The organism is Spirosoma aureum (assembly GCF_011604685.1).
Classification (GTDB): Bacteria; Bacteroidota; Bacteroidia; order Cytophagales; family Spirosomataceae; genus Spirosoma; species Spirosoma aureum.
On record NZ_CP050063.1, the window covers coordinates 7543031 to 7559432 of the forward strand.

General features: G+C 47.5%; 10 protein-coding genes. 5 read left to right on the plus strand and 5 right to left on the minus strand.

Annotated elements, in window-relative coordinates:
- Positions 1–14: 14 nt before the first annotated feature.
- Positions 15–1595, plus strand: a complete 1581-nt coding sequence (locus G8759_RS30160; RefSeq protein ID WP_167216650.1) for a tail fiber domain-containing protein — start codon at positions 15–17, stop codon at positions 1593–1595.
- 61 nt (positions 1596–1656) lie between these two features.
- Here G8759_RS30160 and G8759_RS30165 read toward each other — a convergent pair whose 3' ends face one another.
- Entirely contained in the window at positions 1657–2037 is a 381-nt protein-coding gene (locus G8759_RS30165; RefSeq protein WP_167216652.1) for a c-type cytochrome, read from the minus strand.
- Between the two features lie 175 nt (positions 2038–2212).
- Here G8759_RS30165 and G8759_RS30170 point away from each other — a divergent pair, with 175 nt between their 5' ends.
- The gene (locus tag G8759_RS30170; protein WP_167216654.1) at positions 2213–2953 is read left to right on the plus strand and encodes a class I SAM-dependent methyltransferase; all 741 of its coding nucleotides are present in this window, start codon (positions 2213–2215) and stop codon (positions 2951–2953) included.
- 58 nt (positions 2954–3011) lie between these two features.
- Here the strand turns inward: G8759_RS30170 and G8759_RS30175 are convergent, their stop codons facing one another.
- Both G8759_RS30175 and pyrR read right to left on the minus strand, forming a co-directional pair.
- On the minus strand, positions 3012–5585 hold the full coding sequence (locus G8759_RS30175) for a DUF5686 and carboxypeptidase-like regulatory domain-containing protein (RefSeq protein ID WP_167216656.1): 2574 nt from the start codon (positions 5583–5585) through the stop codon (positions 3012–3014).
- A 121-nt stretch (positions 5586–5706) separates the two neighbouring features.
- On the minus strand, positions 5707–6246 hold the full coding sequence (gene pyrR, locus G8759_RS30180) for a bifunctional pyr operon transcriptional regulator/uracil phosphoribosyltransferase PyrR (RefSeq protein WP_162387908.1): 540 nt from the start codon (positions 6244–6246) through the stop codon (positions 5707–5709).
- Positions 6247–6351: 105 nt separating this feature from the next.
- Between pyrR and pth the strand changes: the two genes are divergently transcribed.
- The 3 genes from pth to G8759_RS30195 all read left to right on the plus strand — a co-directional run bounded on the left by pth (position 6352) and on the right by G8759_RS30195 (position 12252).
- Complete coding sequence (gene pth / locus G8759_RS30185) at positions 6352–6915, plus strand: aminoacyl-tRNA hydrolase (protein ID WP_167216658.1); 564 nt, start codon at positions 6352–6354, stop codon at positions 6913–6915.
- Between the two features lie 241 nt (positions 6916–7156).
- The gene (locus tag G8759_RS30190) at positions 7157–7597 is read left to right on the plus strand and encodes a hypothetical protein (protein WP_167216660.1); all 441 of its coding nucleotides are present in this window, start codon (positions 7157–7159) and stop codon (positions 7595–7597) included.
- 812 nt (positions 7598–8409) lie between these two features.
- Positions 8410–12252: a putative Ig domain-containing protein gene (locus G8759_RS30195; protein WP_167216662.1), complete on the plus strand. Its 3843-nt coding sequence runs from the start codon at positions 8410–8412 to the stop codon at positions 12250–12252.
- A 233-nt stretch (positions 12253–12485) separates the two neighbouring features.
- On the opposite strand, the gene G8759_RS30200 is transcribed toward G8759_RS30195, so the two are convergent.
- Positions 12486–13298, minus strand: coding sequence for an alpha/beta fold hydrolase (locus tag G8759_RS30200; protein ID WP_167216664.1), 813 nt, complete (start codon positions 13296–13298; stop codon positions 12486–12488).
- Positions 13299–13642: 344 nt separating this feature from the next.
- Complete coding sequence (locus G8759_RS30205) at positions 13643–16129, minus strand: outer membrane beta-barrel protein (protein ID WP_167216666.1); 2487 nt, start codon at positions 16127–16129, stop codon at positions 13643–13645.
- Positions 16130–16402: the final 273 nt, after the last annotated feature.

Genomic DNA, 16402 nt, shown 5'->3' on the forward strand with positions numbered 1-16402 from the left:
CACACTATTCTGCAATGAAAACCATTACGTTTTTTTCACTCTGGCTATTTCTAACACTAGTTGCCCAGGCACAGCCACCTCAGGGCTTCAGCTATCAGGCCGTCGCTCGAAATGCTACTGGCGATGTGCTGGCAGGCAAAGCCATTAAAGTCCGGCTGTCGATCATTGATGGTACGCCCAGCGGCACTGTTCAGTATACGGAGTCGCAGGAAGCCTCAACCAATGCCTTTGGTCTGTTTACGCTCACAATTGGCGCAGGAAACGCGGAGAAAGGAGCCTTTAAAGACATTACCTGGAACAGCGGTCTCAAGTTTATGGGCGTAGATGTGGCCTTCGATGGCTCCACGAATTACCAGAATATGGGCGTCAGTCAGTTACAGAGTGTTCCCTTTGCCCTTTACGCCGTAAATAGTGGTACTCCTGGACCCACTGGTCCCAAAGGTGATGTAGGGTCACAGGGGCCTAAAGGCGATACGGGCGCAATAGGTCCGGCAGGCCCCAAAGGTGATTCTGGACCCGCCGGTCCCAAAGGAGATGCTGGTCCTCAGGGCGCAAAAGGTGATCCGGGTCCAACTGGACCTGCCGGACCCCAAGGCACTAAAGGGGATGCAGGCGTTGCCGGACCGCAGGGGCCTAAAGGCGATGCATCGCCCTGGGTAGGAGCCAATGGAATTTTTACTACATCGGCGACCCTGGGTATTGGAACCAGTTCACCGAAAGCCCCGCTGCATGTGGCAGGATCAGCCCTGTATAATTTTACAACATCCGCCCGGTTTTTCAATTATAACACAGCCTCAACTGTGCTTGCCTCAGGAAATGGTTATCGAATGGGACTGTTTGTTGAAAATGATGTCGTAACCAACAATACCCTTGTTTCAACGCAAACAGTTACTACGTCAGACGCCCGTATTAAAAACATTGTCGGGACGTCCAATAAACAACGGGACTTAGAAACGCTCCGTCAGATTGACGTGACCAACTATACCTTCAAAGATGTGGTAAAACAGGGAAACAGCCCGCAGAAGAAAGTAATTGCTCAGCAAGTAGAGCGTGTTTATCCGCAGGCTGTCCAGAAACGAACTGACTTTATACCCGATATTTACGCGGTAGCCAGAGTCGATGAATCGCCTTCAGGCTTCATTTTAAAACTTGAAAAAACGCATGGGTTAAAAGCAGGGGATAAAGTAAAACTGATTCATGCTCAGCGAGGTGAATTCATAGAAAAAGTCAGTCAACTTATTGATGAAAAAACCTTCTGTATTTCGGCACGTGGGATCGAATCGACGGATAAACTTTTTGTATATGGTCGGGAAGTCGACGATTTTCGGGTAGTCGATTATGATGCCCTCTCGATGCTAAACATCAGTGCCACACAAGCCTTGTTGCAGCGTATGGAACAGACCGAAAAGGAAAATAAAACGTTGCAGCAGGAGATTCGCCAACTCGCTTCCCGACTGACCCGGCTCGAAGGGAATCAGAGTGCAGTTAATGCCTTCAGCCGGTGGAACCCAAATCGCACTCAATCTAATACGATCCAGAAAAGGAGCATTGCCAGGTCTACAGCTTTACAGGCTGTAGATCTGCCTGGCCTATAAATAGTGCGATCAGATGTAAGGCAATAAAAAAGCACCGGGTTTCGGCCGGTGCTTTTTTGCGTTAGGCTTTCTTGCCTTTTCCTTTGCCGCCTTTTTTAGCGGGGGTCTTATCGAGTGAATTGATCCACGTAGCCAGCTTCAGCGCATCTTCTTTAGGAACCTGTGTCATTGGAGCCATTGGAGGGTAACCTGGCCAGTGACTCGGTACAGGCGTGTAGATCAGTTTAACGATTTCCTCGTTAGAATACTTCTTCTTAGCTACATCTACGTAGGCAGGGCCAACCAGTTTTTGATTAGGGCGATGGCAGGCAATACACGTATATTTGCTCATCAGGGCATTCATATCCGCTGGAATGTCAGCGGTCGGAGCCTGAGCATTGACATCGAATGAAGCCAGGGCCAGGGCAGCCGCAGCAAAGAGAAATCCAAACGATTTTTTCATGAGAATCGGGTAAGCGATAAATGAACGGAACAAATTGATAACCGGCTATAGACCAACCCCGCAAAAATAGACGGTTCCTGGTTATAACCCAATTTTGCTTCGGTTTTTCCTACTAAACCAATCGTTGGACAATTGTTCTTCAAAAACGTTTAAAATTTGTTAAAACAAAATCCGTATGATGCCCCTCGACCGCTTTTCGGGACACGCCAATCTCTATGCTCAGTTTCGAATCGATTATCCTCCTGATCTCTATGATTTTGTACTCTCATCTGTTAATGAGCGGCACCTGGCCTGGGATTGCGCAACCGGAAACGGGCAGGTAGCGGGTGTACTGGCTGATTTTTTCGAGCAGGTAGAAGCAACAGACATCAGCGAAACGCAATTGGTGCTGGCCGTGAAGAAGCCGAATATCCGGTACCAGCTTAGCCAGGCCGAACAAACGCCCTTTGCCGATCAGTCCTTCGACCTCATTACTGTAGCCCAGGCGTTGCATTGGTTTTCGGTCGATACGTTTCACCAGGAGGTCAGGCGCGTTTCTAAACCCGGCGCGATACTCGCCGAATGGGGATACGGCCTGGTTAAACTCGGCCAAGACCTTGACCCAATCTTACTTGATTTCTACCGGAATCGTATTGGCCCCTACTGGGACCCGCAGCGGGTTCATATCGATAATTCGTATGGAACCCTACCCTTCCCCTTTGCGAATGCGCAATACAAAGAATTTATAATCCATCGAACGTGGTCACTGGACCGTTTCCTCAACTACCTGCGAACGTGGTCGGCCGTACGACAGTATATTCACGAAAATGAAGAAGATCCTGTAACCGATTTTGGCGAGCAATTGAAGCCGATCTGGGGCGAAGTCGAACGGGAGCTTACCTTCCCCGTATTTTTACGAATTGGCCAGGTCAATTAATACCCTAGAGAATAAGTTGTGTTTCACGAATATTGGCGCGAAACACAGCTTATTCCCATTAAAAATTAATCGAAGCAGAAGCCTTTAAGGCAAATGGACTAATAGGTATTCCATTAGGACCACCATTGAGGTAAGTTAGCCGGTGAATGGCCTGAATACGGACCAGTTTAAAAATATTATCGATTCCATAGCCAACTTCCAGATACGGTTTAGCGCCATCGAGCGTGCCAAAATGAATGGGCTTCATGCCTCCTGGCAGAGGTTTAAACGTCTCAACATCTTGGTTTTCCTTCGATTGGCTACCCCATAATGCATCGATATTGGCTACCAATCGCCAGTTGAGCTTCCGAATTCCCGGCAACCGGTTAAACAATAACCCTTCAAACTTATGCTGAATATGAATGGCAACGAATCGGTCGCTCACGAATTCATAAAACTGCATTCTGTTGAACGTATTGTTCGTCAACAATGGTGTAGGGTTGCCAATATGTGGAAACAGGAGCGGTGCAGGCAGCGTCGACGGCGTAAATCCAGCCGACAGCAAGTACGTCATCCGGCCAAGTGGCCCAAGCCGCAACGACTGCTGCGCCCGCAGGGTGAGCCGGTCATAATTAAAATCGCCACCTAAAGACTTGAGTCCTCGGGTATAACGAATTGTTAGAACAGGAGCCCGTTTCGTTCCGAGTGTAATTCGGTCATTCCCATCCATAATGTACTTTTCTTTCCGGGCTAACCGGGCTTCAATCGACCAGAAGGCATCGAAAATAGTCGATTTTAGGGGCGACAGGTCACCCATATCGGGATCAATGCGGTAATGAAACGGGAAAATAGGATCAAACGTCCGGCTCCCTAACGTAGCGGTCAGTAAAATACCCCGAACAGGCTCGGTGCGAAAGAACAACTCTTTCTGCATACTCCGGTAAGCACCCCGATAACGGCCAAAGCGGCTCAGTGCATAGAAGATTCGATTTCCACCGATTAATTCGGGTGTTAGTCCTAAACGCTCCAGGTCATTGGCAACCTTAACGCCCGCTAATGTCCAGTGTTGGCGCGAAAAGAGATAATTGACTTCTCCACCGTACTTAAACTGGCGATCGTAGGTACCATAGGCGAGGTAAGCCCGAAAAATCCAGTTACGACTAAAGTCATCGTTTGTTTTGAAACCAATTCTCGTCCGCAATCCCTCAACGGTGTTGACAGCAAACAGATACGGGTAGGGTCCTAAATCGATGCCACCGAGTTTATAGAATCCGGTCACGAGAACCTGACCGATACCTTCGGCGGTTTTCACGGCAGGTACTGCTCTGAGTTTATCGATTATCTCGCGGGCTTTCAGATCGTCTTTATTGAGCGAATCGGCACCGGCAAGGCTGCCCTGTACGGCATGCCAGTAGGCCTCATTGGCAGTAGCCACCGTATCGCTCGGCTCGATGGGCTGCTCATAGAACAACATCGGGTGTGGCTTATTGACGACTATGTTACTGCTGCGAAGTGTCACCTCGGCCCGCAAACCAAGCGATTGCTTCCCCACGCCCGTCAAATCGGCCAGCAGCCGGATTTTAGTAGGCAACCAGCCAGCCATGCCCGACGACCCGGTGGTCGTATCCATTGTTGGCTCCAGTTCCTGCTCAATGGTCAGTCTGCGCACATAGTTCAGGTTAGCTCCATTACCAATATGTGTTTCAATCTGACACAAGGCAAACGTAGTCGTGTCGATCCAGGCTTTCCCAGTAAACACAAGATCTTCGGGCCGCTTCGGGTCAAACTGAATTTCATAGCAGATATGATCACCAATCTGTGTTGTATCGGCCAGAAAAAACTCGTACCAGTTTTTCCAGTTATCGCCAATGGGCGAAGCAAAATCCTTTCCTAAAATTGGAATATAGTTGTCATAGAAATTCTGGCTGACCAGATTAGTCCCTCCCAGCAACTGCGAACTCAGTCCGGCATCATCGACGGCCACCCCTTTAATCCGGGTTTTACGCACATCCTCGCGTTTGCGTTGCGGATTATCCCGGTAGTAATAACGCGACACCGACTCCGAGACTAAAATCGGCAGTAATCGATGGCCTTCGCTATCAATGATGGAATCATGTTTGCTCAGCGATTCGTTAATCCGCTTGATCAACGGATTTCGGCGCATTCGGTCCGAAACGTGGCTGAGAGCAACTTGTGTTTTAACATAATTATCGCTTTCGTAGGCCAGCAGCCGCTTACGATCATTGATAACGCGGTTTTTGCGTACCTGCCGCAAAACGCGAAACGCCGGATTTTCACCAGCACGGACGGTTACTTCCTGAAGCGAGGCACCACCCGATATCAGTTTGATGTCAACAGCCTGCGTTGTTCGTTCGCGATCAATAAATTGGCGCTGGGTAACGTATCCAAGGGAGCTTACAGCAATCGAATCGGTCAGGATCTTGGCGCTTATGGTATATCGGCCCCGCTCGTCGGTTAGCGACCCAACCCGACGGCCCACAAGAGCGACGCTGGCAAACGGCACAGGTTCGCCCGTACGGGCATCTGTAACCAGTCCGGTAACGGTATAAATGGTCTGCGCGCTGGCCTCTTTATGGTTACTGGCAAGTATAAAGCAGAATAAAAGTATAAGTAGTTTCTGTAGAGGTTTCATTACGTATAATTACGGACAGCGAAATTACAAAAATCCCGCCAATCCGGAGCATACATATTGTTCAAATGTCATAAATAAGTAGCTAAGTGTCAAAAGCTTGTTATTAACTGGATACAGAGATTCAGCCCACCAGCCAAATCCGATCTGCATCGGCCCCTTGCTCGGTCCACTCGACCAATACACGTTGCGATTCAAGCGTATTTACGCGCTTACCGGTATAGTCGGGTTTGATTGGCAAATCGCGGTTATAGCGCCGGTCGATCAGAACCAGTAGTTCCACTTTTCGAGGCCTTCCAAACGCGGTCATCGCATCAAGGGCAGCCCGTACCATTCGGCCCGTTGCCAGCACATCGTCGACCAGAATTACGCGCTTATCTTCAATAATAAAGGGCACATGGGTTGCATTAGGCTGCAATGGAGAATCGCGCCGACGAAAATCATCCCGGTAAAAAGTTGCATCCAGATAACCGAGTGGTACAGTAAAACCCAGTGTTCGGTTCAGCTCACGTCCGACGCGTTCGGCAAAATAGATACCTCGTGGCTGCATCCCCAAAATAACCGTATCGGCAAAATCCTGGTGATTTTCGATTAGTTGCTGCGCCAGTCGGCTGATCACAATTTCGAGCAGCGGACTGGAAAGAATCAGGCGTTGTTGGTTCATGGAGTAAAAATAGTCTTCAGTTAGCAGTCATCAGCCGTTCCTCACTGGTTTTAGCTCACTATTTTTGTGGGCGTTATACTATAGAAGCCTACGGGTTATTAACGAATGACTAAATTTTTGATCGTTGGCCTTGGCAACATTGGCCCTGAATATGCACTAACCCGGCATAATGCCGGCTTTATGGTTCTGGACCGAATGGCCGCTCAACATGATTTTGACTTTACAATGACTCGTCTGGCCTATACGGCCAAATGGCAACACAAAGGAAAACAAATCTTTTTCATAAAGCCGACAACCTACATGAACCTAAGTGGGCGGGCGTTACTCTACTACATGAAACAGGAAAATATTCCGGTCGAGAATATTCTTGTTGTGACTGACGATAAAGACCTGCCTTTTGGCAAGCTGCGTTTGAAGCCTAAAGGTTCGCCGGGCGGTCATAATGGATTGCGAAATATTGACGAAGTGTTGGCTACCCAGGAATACGCCCGCTTACGGGTAGGAATAGGCAATAGTTTCTCTAAAGGAAAGCAGGTTGACTTCGTATTGGGGCAGTTTCCTGAAGACGAAATGATTCAATTACCCGACTATTTGGACCGTGCCGGCAATGCAGTGCTTGCTTTTTGTACTATGGGGATACAATTTGCTATGAACAATTACAACCAATAGTATAAATTTTTAAAGAATTTTGCATTTTTTCAAAAGAATATTTTCTATGTCTTTACCACCAAAACATGCAAATATAATTCCGCTCCGATTAGATTCTAATAGTCAAAAACGATAAATTAAAAATTAAACAATAGTAAATTCGGAATAATATTCCGAATAGCCCCCTATATATGTTTTGCACTTTCAGAACTTCTACGGACATTTGTGCGTTGATTAACTGAAACGAAAATAGAACAAAACAATGAAATCGCGTGTTATCTTTGCGTCGTTGATTCTTGGATTAGGATTGATGACATCTCAGGCAGACGCGGCTACCACCACCAACACTGATGATAGCCCGGCAGCCACCAAGCCGGCAAGTGCCCTGCTTGTTAATGGTTCGGAAAAGCAATTTGCTTCTTATTACGAACAACACATTACCAAGTCGGTGCGCAACACCAATTGGAAAAATTTTATGAGCGTTATCTCGCTTTACAACCAAAGCCCGGCCGCTGTGCTGAATCTCAGCCCCGCCGACCGTGCTAAGTTTAACGAAGCAGCCGCTCAAGTCAATACTCAACTGGTTAAGCAAAACAATGCTGAAGCCAGTCGCTGGATGAACCAGGCCAACCATACGGCCCGGATGATCAACTTCCTCTGGAACGCGAATCAGTCTCTTAGCGAAAACTCTGACATTCAGTAAGTTAAATTAAATACTGAATTCGTCGAGTATTTGGAACAGAAAAGGGTAAAAGTTAGTTTTTCATGTAGAAAAGGTTAAGGGTTTAGGAATAGTCAGTATAAGGTTCTCTGCTAAGATCAGGGAACCTTATCTTTTTTTATAGCCTACGGAGCTTCTGGTTAGGCAGTTGTCGTATAGATTTTGCGTTCAAGCGCCGTTTGCTGGATGACCTTTCAGTCCAAAGGGAGCCAGTCGAAATCGCTTCTCCAGCTATCCTATCTGACTCGATCAGATTTTAACCGGGTAGAATAGATTTTGGTAAATATGCGAACAGCGCTGTATATTACTGGCAGATAACAAAAAAAGCCATACAACAAACAGAGCATGACTTTCGCGTTTTCTTAACCTAACTTAAAATTGCAGCATAATCCGCAATAGTCAGGACGCCAATCCGGCTATTGCGGTTATTTGCCAGTCCCCTTCTCCATTTATTTCTTTGGTTGATTAGTACAGGTAATACCTGCTACATCTCCCCTGTTCGCCTTTATCCGTTTTTCAACCAGAGCCTTGAAACCTTCACATGGAAGACCGGAAATCCAGTTTTTTTTAACCTAAGTCACGAGCCGGTCAAGTTGTTAGTTAGACCCATACGTTGCAAGATCAGCTTCTTAATTTTCCCATACTACCTTTCAGTTCGATCGCCTGGCCCTATTACATACTACGAGCTATTAATTTATTAAGAAAAATTCTCATATTAAAGAAATATACTAAACATAATATTTATATTTATTCGATAATAGTAACAAAAGCGGGATAATAAAAATATTTCTACATTGGCTTCTCATCTTTACTTCCGACGCCTTTGGCGACTAATGGCCGTAGGGCTACTAATTTATAGTCTCATTACCCCTACACTGGCACAATCGATCCGGTGGGTCAAACAAGGCGCAACGGGTGACGGCACGAGCTGGCAAAATGCCTCAGGCAATTTACAGGCTATGTTGGATGTGCCAGGTGTTGAGCAGGTGTGGGTGGCTAAAGGGATATACATGCCTGCACCACTGAGCGAAAGTAACCTAAAGGCTGGTTTTAAAGTGCCGAATGGAGTGGGGCTATACGGTGGTTTTGAAGGAACAGAATCGACGATTGCGGAGCGTCCGCCCATCGCTACCGACCAACCTTCATCAACCACATTGAGTGGTGCCAATAGCATTATTACCGATCCTTATCAACAAGAGTTCCATGTGGTCAGCACAACTGATGGGGCAACCAATCAAACTCGATTCGATGGCCTGACCATTAGCGATGGAATTAATTACGGTAACGGGGCTGGGATGTTCATCAGGAATGGTAGTCCAACTCTAATTAACTGTAGTTTCATAAAAAACAAGGCCTACATTGGTGACGTAATACTAGCTTCGGGAGGTGGGTTGTATATTTTGAACGGCAGTCCAACCCTCACGAACTGTAACTTTATAGAAAACGTGGCTGGCGGTGCCCAGACATCGGCTTCCTTTGGCGGGGGTGGGCTGGCAATTCTGAACGGCAATCCAACTCTGACTAACTGCAACTTTATAGGAAATAAGAGTGGCGGTCACGGAGGAGGGCTGGCCATGCAGAAAAGTAGCCCGACCCTGATTAACTGTAATTTCATAAAAAACAGCACTAACTACGATGGCTGTCAGGGTGGTGGGATGTATACCCAGGATGCAAGTCCAGCTCTGACCAACTGTCGCTTCCTTAACAACGATGCCATAACTACAGGGGGAGCGATGAGTCTTGGGCGAGGAAGTCCAACGCTAACAAACTGCACGCTCATAGGAAATACCGCCTGGTTTATGGGAGGCATACTAGTAACAGGGACGCCTATCCTGACTAATTGCACTATTTTAGCCGAGAACGCACCGTTTACAAGTGGAGCCACGGGAATAAGCGTTCATTCTGGAAAGGCAACCTTAATCAATTGTATTGTCTGGAGACGTTCAGCGGAAGAGGGCTACGAAGACAGCAATCCACCTAAGCCAGTCTTTGAAGGTTCTATAATAGCACGCCACAGCCTGATCAAAGGTTATCCATATGTCGTTGATAGCCAGGGCAGTTCGGGCCTCAGTCCTTCATTTGTCGATCCGGCCAACGGCGACCTGCGACTTCAGTCCTGCTCAGCAGCCATCGATGCCGGTGAGACTGCCGCTTACACTGGCCCCGATACCGACTTTGCTGGCAATCCGCGCCAGGTCCGCACGATTGATATGGGTGCTTATGAGTTTCAAGGGGAGCCAAATACTGTCAGTCAGGATTATGCCCCTTTAGCAGCACTTTTCATAGCGACTAATGGTGATAAATGGCGACGGAGCGCTAATTGGATGAGTGGATGCAGCCCGTGTAACTGGTTTGGCGTGACCTGCGACAATAACGGCCGAGTCGTTTCACTGGATCTGAAATCTAATCAATTGAGTGGGACCTTACCCGCTAGCCTGAGTGAGCTCACCCATCTGAAATACCTGGATTTATCGGAAAATGGATTGCCGGGAAGTATACCGAGTAACATAGGGGCGCTGACAGAGCTGCAATATCTAAATCTTAGCTCCAGCATCTGGAGCGGTACTATTCCTGAGAGCTTAGGAGCTTTAACGAAATTACAGACCCTTAACTTATCCAGAAACCAGTTAAGTGGGTGCTTTCCTGCATCTCTCTCAGCTTTATGTGGCATAAACAATATAAATTCAGCTTTTTCTAACAATCCAGCATTACCAGGCGGGGGAGACTTTGCGGCTTTCTGTGCTGACCGTACAGGTAGCTGCGCTCCGGCCAACACACCCCCGCAACCCACCGCCATCGTCAGTCAGACAGCTACGGTAGGTAAGGTTTACTCGTTCTCGGCAAACGCATTCACCGACACAGAAACACCCAACAGCCTAACCTATTCGGCCAGCATCGACCCCGCCAATGGGCTGAATTTTGACCCTGTTACCCAGATCATTTCCGGTACGCCCTTGGCAAGTGCAGTCAGTCAGGTCACTCTTACGGCGACCGATCCCGGCGGGTTATCGGCCGTTACCACGTTTACCATTACATCGATAACGGCCTGCGCTCCCCAATCGCTAAGTTTACTAGTGAGCGGCCCGCTTAATTGTCTGACTACCAGCGTTACGCTAACTGCTGTTGGCTATGCTGAATCTGCCACCATCAGCTTTTCAGGCCCAGGCATTCAAAGTACTAACCTAAACACAGCCACGGTTAATCAGCCGGGCAGCTATTCAGTTGTTGCCCAAATCGCTATGGGTTGCAGCGCAACGGCTTTGGCTACAGTACAGGATCAGAGGGACACTCCTCCGGCTCCGACACTAGCAGCCAGTGCTCTAATGACCAATCAGCCTATCTCGGTAACGGCCAATGGCTGTCCTGATGGCACAATCAACTGGGCTCTATTAGGGGGTAATGGTCTGGCCAATGGCTCGGTTTATTCCATTACTCAGCCAGGGAACTACACCCTCTCTGCCACTTGTAGGGTGGGAAGCTGTACCAGTGAAGCTTCTGTTCCCCTTAGTTTGCAAATCATACCCAGCGGTTTTGCCATTACGGAGGTGCTGATGGTCAGCTGCCAGCTCATTGACGATACAAAAGGTGGCTATCAGGTTCAATTTACACCCCAGTACGCGGGTCGGAACGCCAATCCGATTAGTTTTTCAGTGGTCAATGAACTATCCCCCACAATGGCTCCGGCTCCTTATACATTAAAACTCTATACAGATAATCCAATCATTACGCTGGTAGCTAATCAGGCGGGGAATGCTGAAACGCGTTTCAGTTACAACTGGCGGGCTTCCTGTCAGACGGATACCCATGAAAACAATCCGCCGACTACCCGCGGTATCCCTAATCAGACAGCCTTACATAACCAGGCTTATCAATTGGATTTAGCCAGCTATTTTTCGGACCCAGATCAACAATCACTCAAGTTTACAGCCACTGGCCTGCCAACTGGGCTCAGTCTGAACGGCAGCCAGATCAGTGGTGTACCTTCTGCAACAGGAGTCAGTATGGTCAGCATTACCGCACTGGACCCTGACGGCCTGTCTGCCCAGACCAGTTTCCAACTGACGGTAAATTCATCACCAACGAATCCTTCTGGCTTTACTATTGTGGGTGTCTCGACAGCAACCTGTGAGATCCTCAGCGCCACTCAGCGACGGGTAACATTCACCCCCCTGTATGAAGGATTGAGTGGTGATCCGATTAGCTTCTCGGTGGTTAATGAGATGATGGCGACGACCAATCCGGGGCCATACAGTCTAAATTTATATACCGACAATCCTTCAGTCACGCTGAATGCCCGTCAGCTCAACGCTCTAGCTAGCTTTGCTTACAACTGGCTTGCCATCTGCACGAGCATGACACGGTTAGGCGTGCCCGAAGCAGGGACTGGTCTGAAGGTTAAAGTCCTGGGTAATCCCATCGAGGGGAAATCAATTGATGTGGAGATTAGTGGTGTATCAGGCCAGGCTGTGGAGTTGAATTTACTGGATCTTCAGGGCAGGGCTCTGCATCAGCAGCACCTTACTGAAGCTAGCAATCTGGAGCGGGTTACTGTGCCAATCGGCACGGGCAAATCCGTTCTCTTTTTACAGGTCAATACGGCTACTGAGAGGCAGCAGGTGAAGCTCCTAAAACCCTAGTTAGGCCTGATCTAAGCAAGTAAGCCCGAGTCCGTAAAACTCGGGCTTTTTTATTGTCGCTTACTTTCAGGACTTTCGCTTAGAGCCGTACCACGGTTCTGTAAGCGTAATTAGTAATCGTAGCACGGCTCTAACGAAAGTCCTGACTTTATTAAGGCTGTATAACTTCTAGAGCAATGACTACTGCTGTTCGCCTGCCCAATAGTCAGTGCACATTAATGAGCCCAATTCGTTTATTGAGCCTTGTCTAAAAATGGATTTATAAGCGCCTGTAACTTATCGGCTACGCCCATAAGCCCCACATGGGTCATTGCAGGCAATATCGCCAGTTCCGACTTAGGCAAACCAGCCATATCGCCGGAAATACCACCTCCCAGCAGGGAATATAGCTCTGCCACTTTTTTCAGGTCAGTCCCGTCATTATCCCCCATAATTAAAAGAACAGGCGCAGTTATGCGTTTGATGTTGTCGGCACCCAGATCAAATGGTGTTGAAACAAACTGAGCCGCCTTTGTTACGAACGAGGACCAATGCTCCGATTCAGGAGCAATTCGGTCATACTCCACTTTCAACGGCGTATTCGTTAGAAATTCGGGGGCTTTTGTGGCCAAAAATGCAAGCTGATCCTTAACAGGCTGTGTCCAGGCATCATATTGCCAGACCGACGAAACGACAATTAGTTTATTGACCAGATTGGGATGGCGTATAGTGAGCGCTAAACCAACCGTTCCCCCCAGGCTATAACCCAGAACGTCGGCACGATCGATGTCGAGGTATTTCAGCAGGCCAGCCGCATCGTCGGCGAGGGAATCATAAGTATATGGACGGTCAGCATCAGCCGTTCTTCCATGCCCCTGCATTTCGATGGCGATTACTTTACGGGTACGGGCAAGCTGAGGAATAAGTTTGGCAAAATTAAGCGGAATAGTCATGTAGGTGCCATGCAGAAGCAGCAATGGCTTGCCTTCACCGTATATTTCGTAGTAGATGGAAAGATTATTCACGGGAGCATAGCCCGATGATGTCAAATCGGTTTGTTGTTCCATAGCAATAAATTTTGCGTAGGAAGCTGGCGTTCTGTTTACCTGTAGCCACCCTTCCCACACGACAAAAATAGCAGTCATACGCACAAACAAAGCCATGCAAACACGACAATTGAGGGGGGCGTTTCTGCCATTTTCCTTTTCAAATTTTGCGGCTGCTCTGCCCTCTAAAAGTGTAGCTCACTAATCATAATATACTGACAATGAGACAACAAAAAAGCCATACTTCAAGATGAGCATGGCTTTCGCGTTTTCTTAACCTAAACTAATCTTTAAGGATCGATGAAGTAAGCCATAGGCGATATAAGCTAGCAGTCCAGATTATATCACAAACTTCATACGTCCTTTTAATTTTGTCCTCCAACCCGGCTCTGTTCCGCAGATGTTGCTGAATTACGCTGACGGGCTGTTTTTACGTTCTGGTTGCCGAAGCGGTACGTGAACGTCAGCATAATCCGACGGCTTTCCCACTGCGAGCGAACACGGAAGTTGATATCCTGTACCATTGCCCGGCCATTAAACTTATTGAGCCAGAATGGATCGCTAACATTCAGTTTTATATTACCCTTTCCTTCCATCACCTTCTTCTGAAGGCCCAGGCTGAAAGCGCCCATCGGTTGGGCACGGTAGAAACCATACTGAGACGATGAGTTATACCAGGCCGACAGTTCAGCCGACAGGGTTTTGTTCAGTGTGAAATTATTCGACGAATACAGATTGAAGGCTACCAGTTTCACTTCATAGGGCGTTCCTGAATAAAATGTCTGATAATGTGTGTAATAGGTACTTACATTGTTCTGCATTCTCCACCACTTTGCAACCACCACCGGGAAGCTTACATTCAGGTTAATATTGTCGAGCGAACCCAGGTTTTCGGGTGTTACGTACGTGATATTTTCTGCCGGAATCTGCCGGGGTGTTTCGCGGTTAATAAAATCTGTTGTGCGGCTGAAGCCCAGTGTTGTCGAAATCGTGCTCTTGTATACGTGCGTCAGTTCAATCGAGTTGGTATACTGAGGCCGCAGGAACGGATTTCCTTTTTGGTAGGTATAGGGGTCCAGATAGAACACGAACGGATTCAGATTTTGATAGTCAGGGCGATCGATCCGGCGACTATACGACAGATTCAGTGTATTGGTCGAATCAAGTTGTCTCGACAGAAACAAAGTCGGGAATAAGTTCAGATAATTACGATCAACCACCTGATTGAGTGTAACCGACGTACCGATTGAGTGCGTATGTTCAGCCCGCAATCCCATCTGTATTTTGGTTTTCTTGTCCAGCTTTCCGGCATAGTTCAGATAGGCGGCATTGATATTCTCGTCGTATTTGAACTGATTCGAGCGGCTTGCATCAGGTAACCACTGTTTTGTTTCCTGCTGAAGCGTATCGTAAATGGTGTTGTTATCGGCCTTCACGAAACTCGTTTTCAGACCGGCTTCAAACTTACCGCCATTCTTCAGCGGATGAACATAATCCGTTTTGAAGGCCATAATATTGATCGTAGAAGGCATGTTATTCTGCACATCCTGATTTGGCCGGGTCGTTTCGTTGGCGTTGTTATAATAGATGGTACTTAAGTTGTTGTTGCTTTTACCACCGTAGTGAACATAATCGGCATCAACTGTCCACTCACGCCCTTTTCCGTCAAATTCGTACTTATAGTTAAGGTTACCCGTTACGTTTGACAAAAATTGGCGGGCATCGGTTTTCGTAGTCGGCTTGCTGGTTAGCTGGTGATTATCGTCGCTGATGTACGTGTTGTTGATACCTGCTGAACGCCAGTCATTTGAAAAACCATTGACCAGAACCCCAACTGTACTTTTCTTGCTCACAAAATAATCCATACCGGCTTTGTACGAATGCCCTACGAACGTGTTTGGCCGGAACGAGTACTGATCAAAATAGGTCGTCTTGCCATTGAACGGAATCGTACGGTTAATTTCGTTACTCTGCGAACTCTGCCGATTCACGTAGCTATAGTTACCGAACAGGTTCACTTTACCCTCGCGGTGGTTCAGATTCAGAGACGTGTTGAACTTCGGCAGGTCATCACGAACACCGCTCAGGTTATTCACCCAGCCGTAGCCCGTTCCAACGATGAACGTTCCGTTCGTACCGAAATTCTTGTTCTTCTTCATCTTGATATTAATAATCCCGGAGTTACCAGCGGCATCGTATTTCGACCCCGGATTGGTAATAATCTCAATCGTAGCGATGTTATCACTCGGCGTATTTTTCAGCAGATTCGCAACTTCCTGCTGGGAGAGATACGTCTGTTTTCCATCGATATAGACGATTACCCCCGATTTGCCTTTCAACTGAATCTGGTCGTTCTGGCGGTCGATGGTTACGCCCGGTGCTTTTTCCAGTACTTCCAGAGCCGTATTACCACTGGATACAATGCTATTTTCAACGTTGACGACCGTGCGGTCTACCTGCTGTTCGATAAATGGTTTTTTTGCTACCACATTTACTTCAGTCAGATTTTTCGATTCCTCGGTCATCGCCAGTGTTGGCAGTTCAATGGCTGGATGCGTTTCATCAATCACGAACGCATCACTATATATTTTGCGGTACCCGATCTGTTGAGCGGCTACCCGGTAATTTCCTGCCCCGATGTTCTCGAAGACGTATTTACCGGTTACTTCACTGATAGCTCCTTTTACGAGCGTTGAATCTTTTGCTTTCACGAGCATCATGGTCGCAAATTCGAGTGGTTTACCGGCCACTGTGCCTACCTGCCCACTTACGTTACCCCGCGTCAGGATCTGTCCAAACGACGTGGTCAGCGTCAGTATAAATAATGTCAAAGAGTAAAATGTCGCTTTCATGGTACTGTCTTTTTTCAGAAGGTTGCCTGTGTTTGTGTCGAAGTACATTGCAAAGGTAGGTAGTGGGCATCGCAAAGTACCTGTTCTTACACAAGCGGTCTGAACGGCTGTATGAGTGGATTTAGTTTGTGATTGGTGTTATGAAGAGCGACTTTGGATCAAAGACGCATGAAAAAAGTGAACGTTGCTTGACGCAGAATTTTTTTTATTACTTTTCTGGTCCTTTGCTTTTAGCTGATTATGCCCTGATTTCAACTAGCCAGAGTCGTATTA

Bases quoted from the DNA above. Each gene is read 5' to 3' on its own strand.
- G8759_RS30170 (WP_167216654.1), top strand. From the start codon at position 2,213: ATGATGCCCCTCGACCGCTTTTCGGGACACGCCAATCTCTATGCTCAG.
- G8759_RS30160 (WP_167216650.1), top strand. From the start codon at position 15: ATGAAAACCATTACGTTTTTTTCACTCTGGCTATTTCTAACACTAGTT.
- pth (WP_167216658.1), top strand. From the start codon at position 6,352: ATGACTAAATTTTTGATCGTTGGCCTTGGCAACATTGGCCCTGAATAT.
- G8759_RS30175 (WP_167216656.1), bottom strand. From the start codon at position 5,585: ATGAAACCTCTACAGAAACTACTTATACTTTTATTCTGCTTTATACTT.
- G8759_RS30165 (WP_167216652.1), bottom strand. From the start codon at position 2,037: ATGAAAAAATCGTTTGGATTTCTCTTTGCTGCGGCTGCCCTGGCCCTG.
- G8759_RS30205 (WP_167216666.1), bottom strand. From the start codon at position 16,129: ATGAAAGCGACATTTTACTCTTTGACATTATTTATACTGACGCTGACC.
- G8759_RS30200 (WP_167216664.1), bottom strand. From the start codon at position 13,298: ATGGAACAACAAACCGATTTGACATCATCGGGCTATGCTCCCGTGAAT.
- pyrR (WP_162387908.1), bottom strand. From the start codon at position 6,246: ATGAACCAACAACGCCTGATTCTTTCCAGTCCGCTGCTCGAAATTGTG.
- G8759_RS30190 (WP_167216660.1), top strand. From the start codon at position 7,157: ATGAAATCGCGTGTTATCTTTGCGTCGTTGATTCTTGGATTAGGATTG.